The sequence below is a fragment of the Niabella pedocola genome (assembly GCF_021044425.1).
Classification (GTDB): Bacteria; Bacteroidota; Bacteroidia; order Chitinophagales; family Chitinophagaceae; genus Niabella; species Niabella pedocola.
In genome coordinates this window covers 31,702-45,850 of the sequence record NZ_JAJNEC010000002.1, presented here as the reverse complement: position 1 = coordinate 45,850, position 14,149 = coordinate 31,702, and the positions used below count along the sequence as shown (strand labels likewise).

Sequence of the window (14,149 nt, the reverse complement as noted above, 5' to 3'; positions counted from 1 at the left end):
ATGTAATTTTTGATCATTTCTTTTGAGTTGAGATTTCGATAAATTTCCGCTTTTCCTAAATCTTATCGTATTTATACTGTTGTTTACTGCTTTCCACACTTTACTCCGTTCGTAATGACTTCACCGGATTTGCCCGGGCTGCACGGATGGTAATTATACCAACAATTGCAAATGTTACCAGCAGTGCTCCTGCTCCGGTTATTACAAACAGCCACGAATTGATGGAAGTGCGATATGAAAAATTTCGCAGCCAATCATTCATTGCCCACCAGGCTAAAGGCACAGCTATTAGTAATGCCACGATTACCAGCAGCAAAAATTCTTTTCCAACAAGCGTGATAATATCCTGCAGTTTTGCCCCTAACACTTTGCGAATGCCTATTTCTTTTGTCCGTTGTAAAACGGTGAATAATGTTATCCCTAACAACCCCAGCGCAGCAATAAAAATGGTTAACAGGGCAAATAGCTTAACCACACTTGCTAAATTGGCTTCCGATTTGTATTGACGGTTCAGGTCATCATTAAGCGCAAACCAATCTAACGTATAACCGGGAAATTTTGCTTTCCAGAATTTTTCAACGTTGTGAACCGCCTCCTGTATATTTTTAGTTTGCAATTTTACTGCTAAAAAGTTGTAGGTGTATTTGTTCCCGTTAAAGATAACAATCGGGCTTATTTTCGTTTGTAGTCCATGCTGATGATAATCGGCCATTACGCCAATCACGCTGCCGGAATCCAGGCCTGAACCGGATGAACTTATCCGTTTTCCAATTGCTTCAGCCGGTGTCCATCCTATTGCACGACAGGCTTCCTCATTCAGTAATACTCCATTTGTGGCATCTGTAGAAAACGCTTTCGAGAAATCCCTGCCCGCCTTCAGGGTAATGCCCAGTGTTTTTGTATACTCCTGGTCAGAAGGGATCACTTCCATTGTAAGACTTTCCTCCTGTGTAAAGCCTTCCGGCATTACTGTTTGACCATCCCAGCCAAACCGCCCGGGCATACCCGCTGACCCTGAAATCGATTTTATACCCGGATATTCCTTCAACTGGTTTTTGATACTTTCATAATGGTCTACCAGATATTTTTTGGGCACTTTACTTATATCCAATACGATGATTCCCTCTTTATTAAATCCCAGATCTTTCTCCTGCATAAACCGCAACTGGCGCATAGCAACCAAAGTACCCATAACCAATATAAGTGATACCACAAACTGAAACACCACCAATATTCTCCTCAAACGAAAGTTTCCTTTACCCATTCTCTTCAGTCCTTTCATAGAATCCGTTGGTTGGAGCTTTGCCAAAACCGAGGAAGGATACATACCCGCCAGCAGCGTTGTAATCACAATGAGTAGAATGGTGCCTGCGATAATCACCGGTTGCCTGAACACCGATAAGGAAAGGTTCATTTCGGAAATATGTTCCACAAACGGCAGCAGCACTGCAACAATACCGGTAGCAAGCAATGCCGCAACGAGCACAATAACCAATGTTTCTACCATAAACTGGCCAACCAGGGAGCCGGTTGACGCCCCCATCGTTTTCCGCACGCCCACCTCCTTACCCCTGTCTGACTGGTATGCGGTAGTAAGGTTAATAAAATTGATACAAGCCAGCAGCAACAATGCGATCCCTATTCCCGAAAAAATATACAACTCTTTCAGGTTTCCCTTTGGCATATAAAGTCCGGGCAGCGGAGAGTACAGATAAATATCACGCACCGGTTCCAATTCCTGTTTTACCTGATGACCAAAACTCCTGTATTCTTCCCCATTTCTAGCCATGGGCAAGGCGGCAATTTTGTTTTCCGCGTCTTTTACAGTAACATTTTTTTTCAATGTCACATAGCAAGTCATATCCCATGTAAACCAGCGCGACATATCAAAAGTCGTGCCCTCAAATGTGCTGAACGAAAGCAATATATTCCAGTTAATATGCGAGGAAGAAAAATCTTTTGCAACACCGGTAACCGTAAATGCCAGGGTATCATTTATATACAATATTTTACCCACCGCGTCCGAAGTACCAAAATACTTTTTTGCAGTAGTTTCTGTAAGCACTGCTGCATTAGGTCCTTGTAAAACGGTTATTGGATTGCCTTTTAAAAGCGGGAAGTTAAATGCCTGAAAAAAATATTCCCCGGCTAAAATCGTCCGATCATAAAAATGTTCATTTTTTATTTTGATGGAAGCCGTTCGGAACGGTCTCACAGGCACTACATATTCCGCTTCGGGTATTTCCTGCCGGATGGCTGGAATTAGGGCACGGCCCACACCCGAGGTTTTGTTGCTTTCCGTTTTTGAATTATATGCAGTAATAACGCGGTACAAATTTGAAGGCTGTGTACGATCCACCTGAAGATTTTCATACACATAAATACCGATAATGCCGGCAAATGCAAGACCCAATGCCAGCCCTACGATATTGATAACCGAAAAAAGCTTTCTTTTTCCCAGGTTCCGCCAGGCGGTTTTGATATAGTCGTTCATCATTCTTTTCAGATTTGGGTCCCGATAACGATCGGGATACGTTTTCAGCTGTCAGATCATATCTCTACCTAATAATTTCTAATCTTTCGCATTTGCTATCATGCACCATTCCTACTCTGAACGCAGCGACCGTACGGGGTTGGCCAAGGCTGCTTTCAGCGCCTGAATACTGATTGTAAAAAACGCAACTAATACTGCTGTTAACCCAGCCACAGCAAACATCCACCAGGTTATATGAATATGATATGCGAAGCCATCCAGCCATTTATTCATACCCAGCCAAGCGACGGGTAATGCAATAAGAAAAGCAATCAATACCAGCTTTAAGAATCCCGAAGATAACAGCATCACAATATTGGTAGCCCGGGCGCCTAAAACTTTTCGAACGCCTACTTCTTTTGTACGCTGAAGGGTGCTGTATAGCGAAAGCCCCAACAAACCCAGGCATGAAATAAAAATGGCAAGTATTGCAAAATTGAAAAACAAATTACTGAACCGGTCTTCTGCATGATATTGTTCATCAAAAAACGTATCTAAAAAGGCATACTCAAATGGACGGTTGGGAACAATCTGCCTCCAGTGCTGTTCAATGTTATTTATCGTTTCGGGAAGATTTTTTGAAGAAAGTTTTATGGAGATCATCGTAAACGTACCGGGATCGTAGCGCATTGTTAACGGTTTTACGGGCTGTAGCAGCGATTGAAAGTGGAAATCTTTAACCACACCGATTATTTTTCCTTTGCTCCCCCATTGACTATATTTTTTGCCAACGGCATCTTTGGGAGTGGTATAACCCAGAGACCGGACGGCTGTTTCATTGATCACCATCGCCTGCATACTGTCGGTTTTGAAGGCCGGTGAAAATCCGCGCCCTGCCACCAGTTCCAGCTGATATTGATGAATATAATCAAAATCAACAAAGTAAAGATCCATATTGGTTTTCTGCATTTCGCCATTCTTATTTTCCAGTTCAGAATAGGCTGAGGTATTTCCTCCCCCCGGGATAAATGCAGAATAACAGGAGGACAACACCCCGGGGATACCCGAAAGAGATTGTTTAAACAGGTTTTTATTTTTATCAAAATTGGTATTTATAAACAGGGTATGTGCTTTGTTAAACCCCAGGTCCTGGCTACGCATATACTTCAGCTGCGCGGCTACCACGATGGTACCCACCATTAACACAATGGATATCGCAAACTGAAAAACCACCAATCCTTTTCTTAACAGGAGTCGTTGGGTACCGGTCACCAGGTATCCCCTCAGTACATTTACCGGTTTAAAGGACGACAAAACGAATGATGGATAGATACCGGCGATAACACCAACGACAAGAGACAACACAAACAATTCCAACACATGCAGCGGGTTATGGAAAATACCAGGAGCAATGATTTTGCCGGCAAGCTGATTGAACACGGGGATCAGCATGAACAACAAAAACACAGAAACCGCAAAGGCCATCAGGGCAATCATAACAGACTCACCAATAAACTGACCGGCCAGCTGAAAGCGCGCTGCTCCTATTACTTTACGCACGCCTACTTCCTTTGCACGTTCTGCACTACGTGCTGTAGTCAGATTTATAAAATTCACACAGGCGATCAGCAGGATAAAAACAGCGATAACTGAAAAAATATATACATTATTAATACTTCCCGATACAAAGCCATCTCGCTTTGACCTGAGGTAGACATCGCGCAGCGGTTCAAGACTTAAATAATCCTGCATTTGCAACTCCCTGGCCTGCCTTCCATGATGATACTCCATAAATGCCGGAAATTTTGAGGCAAGTTTTTTTGCATCTGCACCTGGTTTCAGCAGTATATATGTGTAAAATGCATGGTTGGTCCACTCGCTGTCGGCCGTTGGAATACCATAGATCTGGCGATAGGAAGACATTGACACAAACAAATCCGCCTGTATCTGGGAATTTTCGGGAATATCTTTCATTACTCCCGTGATCGTGGCATTAATGGCCGCGCCGGTCAACAACACCTGTTGCCCGAGAGGGTTTGTATTTCCAAAATATTTTTTTGCCGTTGTTTGTGAGAGAACAATGCTCATCGGCTCCTTCAACGCCGTCTTTTTATTGCCAGACACCAATGGAAAATCAAATACATCGAATAGCGTAGAGTCTGCAAGCACTGATTTTTTTTCCTGGAAAAACACATCCCCTTTGCGTAATAGAAAGCCGTCGCCGGCAAAACGTACGGCTTTTTCTACTTCCGGAAAGTCCTGTTTCAAGTTTATGGCAACGGGCGCCGATGTAACCCCCTGGGTGGTGATCGTTTCCGTGGGTGTTTTTACATCGGCAACAACCTTGTAAATACGGTCAGCCCCGGTATGGAAGGTATCATAACTGCGCTCAAAACCAATATACATATAGATAATAAAGCAAGCCGTCATTCCAACCGAAAGCCCAAGCACATTAATCAGTGAAAAGGCCTTGTTGCGCACAAGTCCCCTCCAGGCCGTCCTTATATAATTTTTGATCATTGTTTTTATGTTTAAGTATCGGGTGAGAAGTATTATCTATAACCTTCTATTCCCTACAGCTATTACCTGTTCACCCTTCACTATTACCTACTCCCTACTCCGAACGCAGCGACCGTACGGGGTTGGCCATTGCCGCTTTTATTGCCTGGAAGCTTACAGTGATCAAAGCGATCAAAATAGCACCGGATGCTGCCATTACAAAAACCGGCCAGGATATCGCAACCCGGTAACTATAGTGTTGCAGCCAGGTGTGCATGCAATACCAACCCGCCGGTATGGCAATCAGCAAAGCCAGCAAGATGAGACGCATAAAATCCTGCGATAATAATTTCCAAAGCCCCAATACCGAAGCGCCCAATACCTTTCGTACACCAATCTCCTTAACCCGCTGTTCTGCCATAAAAGAGGCCATCCCAAATAATCCCAAACAGCTGATGAAGATCGCCAGCAACGCAAATCCGCCTCCAAGGATGCCCAACCGCTCCTCATCGCCAAATTTCTTGTTAAAGGCGTCATCTACAAACTCATAATGAAAGGGCTGATCCGGGGCATAGGTTTTATACATTTCCTGCAACTGCTTAATGGCCGCCGCGGCACTTACGGCCGGGTTGACGCGGACCATCAGGAAACCGGAAACGTTTTTGTCAAAATAAAAAAGGGCGGGCCGTTCGGATGCATACGGCGATTCCATAACGATGTTCTTCACCACGCCCACAATCGTTATAGGTGTTTTATCGGCGTAAATAATGGTACCCACCGGCTGTTTAAGCCCCATGTATTTTACAGCAGCTTCGTTAAGGATCACTCCTGTTGAGTCGGAAGGAAAATCCCTCGAAAAGTCGCGCCCCGCTACCACCTGCCAGTTAATGGTTGCTCCAAAGTCATGACTTACGCCTACAAAGGGGAACTCGGCACTGGTGCCTTCTTCTTTCCCGGGCCAGTCAATACCCGTGGTGGTTGAAAAATCGCCGCTGACGGATCCATTCGTTTCCGCTATGGACAGGATACTTCCCTGCTCCTGCAGCTGTTTGCGGATCACGTTAAAGTGATCATGGACCCCGTTGGTGTTTACATCCATTACCACCAGCCCGTTCCGGTTGTACCCGATCGGGCGGTCTTTTGTAAACCGGATCTGGTTGAACACAACAATGGTTCCGATAATCAGTACGATGGATATGGCAAACTGTACCACCACCAGTACCTGGCGCTGCATTCCGGAAAACCGGCCGGCTTTAAATGTTCCCTTCAGCACCTTCACCGGGCGGAAGGAAGACAGGTACAAGGCCGGATAAATACCGGCCAGCAATCCTGTAAATAAACAGAAAAACACAGCACCGGTCCAAAACAGCGGCTCTTTCCAAACCGAAGGCATCTCCTTGCCGGCAACCGTATTAAACAGGGGCATGGCCAGGGACACTAATACCAGGCTTACTGCAAATGCCAGTACGGCATATAACAGTGACTCGCAAAAGAACTGCACGATCAGTTGCCCACGGCGTGATCCGATCGTTTTACGGATCCCTACTTCTCTTGCTCTTTTTATACTGCGTGCCGTACTGAGGTTCATAAAGTTGATACAGGCGAGCAATAATACAAAAACACCAATGATGCCAAACATCCACACATATTGAATGCGTCCACCCGTATTCACGCCATTTTTAAATGTATCATAGAGATACCATTGCTCCATGGGTTGTAAAAACAGCTCCGGCTTCTGGAGTGCCAGCCGCTCGTTCACATGCTTCAACCGTACATCCTTTATCACCCCGGATACCTGCCGGGCATCCTGGCCGCTGTTGAGTTGCACATATGTTATGAATGCGTTGGGGCGCCAGGGGTCTTCGGCCGTACGGATCCAATCTGTTTGGCGCAGGAAGAGTTTCCAGGGTGCCATAAACAGCAAGTCCCCGAAATCGGAATTCTTTGAAAGATCCTCATACACGCCCGTCACCTTTACCACCAGGTCATTATCCAGTGTTATTGTTTTACCAACTGCAGCAGTCGTACCAAAAAACGACCGGGCAGCAGATGCCGCCAGCATGATACTGTTGATATCATCAAGACCGTTTTGTACACCGTCGATCATTTTCAACCCCAGTAATCTTCCCAATCCGGGTTCAAAAAAACCACCATCCAGGTTGAGCTGCTTATCGCCGGTTTTAACCGAATGACCGAAGATGGCCGTGCCCACTGCCACCTCCTTAAAAAGGCTGCCATACTCCTGCCGGAGCGCTTCGCCTAAGGGATACGGCGTAGTCATTCCGGTTTGAATCATCCCTTTATTGGTTTTGTGCTGCATCACCCGGGCAATGCTTTTATAGTTCGATATCTGCTTATTATAAGACCATTCATTCCAGATCCATACGGCAATCAATATGGTAACGGCCATGCCCATCGAAAGCCCGATGATATTTGTAACCGCAAATACCTTGCTCTTTAACAGATTTCTCCAGGCGGCTCTGATGTAGTTTTTGATCATTGTTGTTTGTTCCTTGTTTTTAACGGCCTACGCAATTTTAATATCGTTTCTGACCATACGGCTGCCCCATGCAATTTTATAACCAGCTGCTATACACAACACACATTGTTACCCAACGATGATGCCGTAAATTTAAAAAATTAATAATCAACAGGTTAATAAAAGAACCAAGCCTCCAGCTGTACGTTTTCAAAACATAAAACTGTCCGGTTTTGGTACACCTTTGAACGACATCTCCTGCATTGGCGGACCAGCCCCTGCAGGTATCCTGTAAAAGGGCGCATTCCTTCCGGGCAGCACTCCGGGATGTTGCCCGATTTGTGTTATTTCAAAACACAAACGTCATTCCGGAAAAACAGAATGACGTTTGTACGCGACAACCATGCAGCCGGCGCTTTATAAGGATGCTAAGGTGTTACATATGCACATCAACATTACCGCTGGAAGCCGTTACCTCAACAAGCAATTTTCCCGATCCGATCTTTCCCTTTACACGGTTTTTTTCAATGGAACCGTTGAAATTGCCCAACTGGCTTACGTTTACTTTACTCCCGCTCAGATTAAACTGCGCATTGTCTGTACGTGGCATATCTACGTTTACACCGCCGGCAGACGTATGTAGTTTTACAAAATCCTTTGTGCCTACCAGTTCCGCCCGGATCCGGCCGCCGGAGGTACTGGCATCCAGGTTACCATCAATACCTTTCAGGGTAACGCTGCCGCCGGAGGTACTGGTAAACAGATCGCCTTTAATACCCGATGCCGTGATCGATCCCCCGCTGGTACGCGCCTCCACATTGCCGGAAAGATCCGATAAGGTCAGCGAGCCACCCGAAGTCTTCAGCCGGATCCGACCCGTCAGATGGTCGGCCTTAATAGAGCCGCCGCTGGTTGCAAGATCAATTTCCTCCCGTGCATCCGACACATCAATACTGCCGCCGGATGTTTTGCCGGTAATTTTGCCGGAAACATCCCGCACAAGCAGGCTGCCGCCGCTGGTTTTAAAAAACTGATCACCCTTCAGCCCCTGGAGGCGGATACTTCCCCCACTGGTTTTTAAATCCGTACGTACATCGGTTCCGGTATAGATCTTAAAAGAAATCGACAGGGCCGTTTTCTCACTCCAGTTACGATCTTTCCTGGAGGCCTTTGCCACCAGCACATTGCCGGAAGTGCTCACCTCCAGATCATAGTACTGCTCCAGTACCGATTTAATATCCTGGTCCGACATTTTCTTTCGCAGGCCGCCGTTAGACGGTTCTACATATACTTCCACCAGGCCGGAAGTTTTTCCGCCCTCAACGGATATAGACCCGCCCGCGGTTTCGGCCCTTACTTCTTTTATGGAGGTAGTACCAAAGGGCTTTGTAAGGTACGGTGCCGCACCGGAATTCCGTTGCGCGTTGGAACAGAAGGCTCCAAGCAGCAGCAGTAATACTAAAAAGTTCTTTTTCATGCTATCATTTTTGTTTCGTAAGAATGGTTGGTGTATAATAGTTAATCGCAGATATCGGGGAAATGTTACAGGGTTCAGATTCGAGACTTCAGATGTCAGATATCTGACATCTGATATCTGACATCTGAAACCGGCTATTCCGACCGTAGTGCCTTTACCGGGTTAGACAAGGCGGCCCTGGTGGCCTGAACACTTACCGTTACCAGTGCTATCAGCAGGGTTGCCAGCGCCGCAGCGGCAAACACCCAGCCGCTCATCGCAATGCGGTATTCATAGTGCTGCAGCCAGCTCCGCATAAACCACCACGCAAAAGGAAATGCGATCATAGATGCAATAAGCGCCAGTTTTATAAAATCCCTGGATAACAGGAATATGATACTACCCGTTGCAGCCCCCAGCACCTTGCGCACGCCGATTTCTTTGATCCGTTGTTGTGCCGTATAAACAGAGAGGCCGAATAACCCGGCACAGGCTAAAAAAATAGCGATCGCCGCAAACACGTTCATTAGTTTTCCAAACCGCAGCTCATTTTCATAAAGATCATTGTACTCATCATCCAGGAAGCGATATTCAAAAGGCCGGTCGGGCATCAGTTGTTTCCATTTCGACTGTAAAAAAGCAATGGTTTGAGGCATATGTGCCCCGCTTATCTTGATCAACAATGTTCCTCCGTAAGTACTGGAAAAAAGCACGATGGGCTTTATAGAATGCTGCAGGGACTGAAAATTAAAGTCTTTTACCACACCGCGTACATACCCGGGGCGGGACTCGTCCAGGAACATTTTCTTACCGATGGCTTCCTGCGGGGTCCATCCCAACTGCCTTGCAGCCGATTCGTTCAAAATAAAATGATACAGCCGTTCATTAGCTCCGCCATTCCCATTTGCATCGATAATATCCTGTTCTGTAAGATTGGCACCCGCCGCTAACTGCAACCCGATGGCCGGTAATACCTCATTATCGATCGGGTTGGCCGTTACTGCAATCTGGGCATTTTCCGGCATGTCCGGTGTGCGCATGTTGTAGCCGCTAACCATATTCACCGGTGTATTATTGGTACGTGCCACCTGCAATACGCCGGCGTCCTGTTTAAATTCCGACTTGATCAGATCGGTATTTTCAACCGTAAACGGAATCGGCAGCTTTACAATATGCTCCCGGTCGTATCCCAGTTTTTTGTGCCGGATATAATATAATTGCTGTTGTATGATACAGGTGGAAACAATCAGAAAAACCGAAATAATAAACTGAAAAATGATCAATGCCCTCCGAAGCCGCTGCCCCTGCCCGGCATGCTTAAACGCGCCTTTCAATACCTTCACCGGCTGAAAAGCCGATAGCACCAGGGCCGGATAACATCCTGCGGTAAAGCTTACCAATAAAATGATACCCGCAGCAACACCCAATATGGGTAATGAAAACAGGGAGGCTACAGCAACCGGCTGACCGATCAAACGGCTGAATGCCGGAAGCAGCAAGGCACCGGCCGCCATACCAACAAATACGGCAATAAAACACAAAAGCGCCGATTCCCCGATAAACTGCCAGAAGAGCTGACCTTTATTGGCACCGGCTACTTTTCGTATACCCACTTCCTTTGCCCGTTCGGCAGACCTTGCTGTACTTAAATTAATATAGGTAAAACAGGCAATCACCAAAATTAATGCAGCCACACCGGCCAGGATATAAATATAGCGGATGGGAACGTTGGGCAGGAACGCATCATACCCGGAATACAGATGCACCTTACGAAACGGCTCCAGATCAAAATTTACCGTTGCGTGCTTGCCTTCCATTTCTTCCTTCATAAATGCAGGAAGTTTGGCCTGCAGCGTTGTTAATGCTTCCCGGTTCCGCAACAGTACATAAGTAGTATAGTTTGCATCCCAATAGCTTTCCTCATGTTCCTTGCTGATTCCCAGCGAAGAAAACGAGGCCAAAAAATCAAACTGGATCTGCGAAGCGGCCGGGCAATCGGCCACCACACCCGTAACACGGTACAGATTACTGTCGCCGGTAAGCCGCAGCGTTTTCCCCACCGGATCGGTATGACCAAAATATTTTTTTGCCGTAGATGCCGTTAATAATACCTGGAACGGAGCCGCCAGCGCGGTGCCCGCATCACCTTTCAGCATTTTAAAACTAAACATCTTAAAGAAGGAAGTGCCGGCATACATAAACCGGTTCTCCGTAATCAGATTCGCGCCTGTTTGAACGATCCGTTTCGTTTGTGCCAGGATCACGGCATCTTCGACCTCCGGAAAATTATTTTTCAATACCAATGGCACCCGAACGCTTGTGTAATTGCCCTTGTTGGATACGGTGCTGCCCTCAAAGCTATATTCCATAAGCACGCGGGCGATGCGGTTACCCTTCTCCTGGAACGCATCAAAATCCAGCTGCTGCTTTATGTATACCGCAATGAGCAAACAACTGGTAAGGCCAACGGAAAGCCCCATAATATTAATGAAGGAGAACGTTTTGTTTTTCCAAAGGTTCCGGAACATCGTTTTTATATACATTCGGATCATGGTGTTGCAATTTGGGGTTCGGAATTTGAGATTTGAGAAACGAGATTCGAGAATTGAGATATGAGAATTGAGAATTGAGATATGAGATATGAGATTTGAGCGATCTGCGTGTAGTTCTGACAGATTTCAACGGTTAAACCTGTCCTGCCTATTCCGACCGCAATGCCTTTACCGGGTTGGCCAGGGCGGCACTTACCGACTGGAAACTGATCGTAGCCAATGCAATGATCATTACCAGCAGGCCCGTTCCGGCAAACACCGGCCACCCGATCGAAATACGGTATTCATAATTTTTAAGCCAGTTATTCATCACAAACCAGGCAATGGGCGATGCTACCACGCAGGAAATAATAACGAGTTTTAAAAAGGAGCCCGATAATAAAGAAGTAATATTAAAAACAGAAGCGCCCAATACTTTACGCACACCTACCTCCTTAATGCGTGTTTCCGCCATATAGGCCGACAGTGCAAATAAACCCAAACAGGAGATGAAGATCGTTAACCCTGCAAACAATGCCGCCATTGTGCCGGTTTTTTGCTCTTCCTTAAATTTCCGGGCATATTCCGCATCCACAAATTTGTAATCAAACGGATATTCCGGGTTAAACTGTTTAAAAATCGCGGCCATAATATCCAGGTTCTGCCGGGTAGTATTTACGGGGTTGAGTTTAATATGAAGGGTATTGAACCGGGACCGGGGGCCAAAAACGATCAGCTGCTGTACCTTTTCGTAGGGGGACTGGTATATAAAATCTTTTACAACACCTACCACCCGCCATTCGATACCATCCGCCTTCAACACCGCTGTCAGCGGATCCCTCAGGTGCATCATCCTGGCTGCAGTTTCATTCAGGAGAACGGCATTGGAATCACCGGGGTATTTATAAATATCAATATCACGGCCCATTGCCAGCTTTGTACCCAGGGTTTTTACAAAATCCGCATCAGAAGCCATTCGCACAAAGTTGACCTTTTTATCTTCTGCCGTTTTACCCGTCCACGAAATGTTCCAGCTATCACTGTAGCGCTCCGTAACAGGACTCATGGATTTGGTAACGGCGGCAGCAGCCCCCCGGCTGATCAATTCATTCCGGATCAGGCTGTAGTATTGTTCAATTGCGCCGTTCATATGCACAAAAACCAGGTTCCGTGCGTCGTATCCATTGTCGCGCGTCTGCGCATGTTTGATCTGCTGCATTACGATAAAAGTGGAAATGATCAGTAACACCGCAACGGTGAACTGGATCACCACAAGGATCTTCCGGGGATTTACCGAAACAGCAGACGATTTGAAAAAGCCCTTTAATACTTTTACAGGATTAAAGGCCGACAAATAAAAGGCAGGATAACTACCGGCCAGCACTCCGCTAAACAGGATAAAAACAAGCGCATATATCCAGAACAAAGGACTGCTAAACGGCAGGTGCAGTTGCTGATCGACCAATGTGCTAAACTCCGGGAGACTGATCATTACAATTATTAAGGCCAGCAGGAACGCAATCGCAGACAGCAATACACTCTCGCCGATAAACTGAACAATCAATCCTTTTTTCTGAGCGCCTACCACTTTACGAACGCCCACTTCCTTTGCACGCTTCCCACTCCGGGCGGTGCTCAGGTTCATAAAATTGATACAGGCGATGATGAGGATAAGCGTGGCGATTGCGGTAAACATCCGTACCATATCAATACGGCCACCCGTGTACCGGCCATTTTCCTGTTTGGAGTACAACCACTGATCCTTAAACGGCTGCGTAAAAACCTCCCGGCTCTTATACAGCGGATCGCCCGGCAAATGATTGGTGGTAATCTTGTTTACTTTTTGATCAAAAGCTGTTTTTGAAGCGCCTTCCTTCAACATTACATAGGTGTGCACCCCATTATTACCCCAGGCACTATCCGTCCACCCCAGCTTATCTTTATACGACCAGGGTAGCAGGTAAGAAAAATCAAAAGCCGTATTATCCGGCAGGTTTTTTAAAACACCGGTTACTTTAAAATGATCGATACTGTCAATCTTTACGATCTTCCCAATGGGATCATCCGATCCAAACAAGCTCCGGGCCAGTTGCTCCGTCAGCACGATATTATTTACCTCCTTTAGTGCATCCCTTGCATCGCCCTTTAATAAAGGAAATGTAAATACAGAAAGAAAAGCAGGATCGGCAAACGCCCCGGAAGGCACCAGTTTCTTTTCGTCCACCGTAAATAGAAAATGATTCCCTTCAGCATACCGTACTGCATCGGCAACTTCCGGATAATCTTTTTTTAAGGTAGGGCCCATAATATTGGGGGTCCAGGACCAGGCAAATTTCACCCCGTCATTTATATCGCGGTTATTCATCACCTGGATCCGGTCCAGGTTCTTATGAAACCGGTCATGGCTCAGCTGGTTCTGCACCCATAGCAGGATGAGGATGCAGGCTGCCATGCCGATACTTAAGCCCAGGATATTGATCAGCGAATACACCTTATTCCGGACCAGGTTACGCCATGCGGTTTTGAAATAATTTTTGATCATCTTTTTAAGCTTAAGATTTGAGATATGGGCTTTCAGATTTCAGACTTCAGCTATCAGATTTCAGACTTCAGATTTCAGACTTCAGATTTCAGGTTTGAGACTTCAGACTTCAGCTATTAGCTGTCAGCGGTTTCGTTTGCGTTCGGAGATCTGGCGCTGGTTCCATTTT

Annotated in this window: 6 protein-coding genes; all 6 read right to left on the bottom strand. The window is 46.2% G+C overall.

Going from position 1 to position 14,149, the window contains the following annotated elements:
* Positions 1-100: 100 nt before the first annotated feature.
* The 6 genes from LQ567_RS01085 to LQ567_RS01060 all read right to left on the bottom strand — a co-directional run bounded on the left by LQ567_RS01085 (position 101) and on the right by LQ567_RS01060 (position 13,980).
* The gene (locus LQ567_RS01085; RefSeq protein ID WP_231002243.1) at positions 101-2,497 is read right to left on the bottom strand and encodes an ABC transporter permease; all 2,397 of its coding nucleotides are present in this window, start codon (positions 2,495-2,497) and stop codon (positions 101-103) included.
* 108 nt (positions 2,498-2,605) lie between these two features.
* Entirely contained in the window at positions 2,606-4,993 is a 2,388-nt protein-coding gene (locus LQ567_RS01080; protein ID WP_231002242.1) for an ABC transporter permease, read from the bottom strand.
* Positions 4,994-5,087: 94 nt separating this feature from the next.
* On the bottom strand, positions 5,088-7,472 hold the full coding sequence (locus tag LQ567_RS01075; protein ID WP_231002241.1) for an ABC transporter permease: 2,385 nt from the start codon (positions 7,470-7,472) through the stop codon (positions 5,088-5,090).
* Positions 7,473-7,887: 415 nt separating this feature from the next.
* Positions 7,888-8,928: a DUF4097 family beta strand repeat-containing protein gene (locus LQ567_RS01070; protein ID WP_231002240.1), complete on the bottom strand. Its 1,041-nt coding sequence runs from the start codon at positions 8,926-8,928 to the stop codon at positions 7,888-7,890.
* 134 nt (positions 8,929-9,062) lie between these two features.
* On the bottom strand, positions 9,063-11,459 hold the full coding sequence (locus LQ567_RS01065) for an ABC transporter permease (protein WP_231002239.1): 2,397 nt from the start codon (positions 11,457-11,459) through the stop codon (positions 9,063-9,065).
* 148 nt (positions 11,460-11,607) lie between these two features.
* Positions 11,608-13,980 carry an ABC transporter permease gene (locus LQ567_RS01060; protein ID WP_231002238.1) on the bottom strand — a complete coding sequence of 791 codons (2,373 nt, stop codon included), beginning with the start codon at positions 13,978-13,980 and terminating at the stop codon, positions 11,608-11,610.
* Positions 13,981-14,149: the final 169 nt, after the last annotated feature.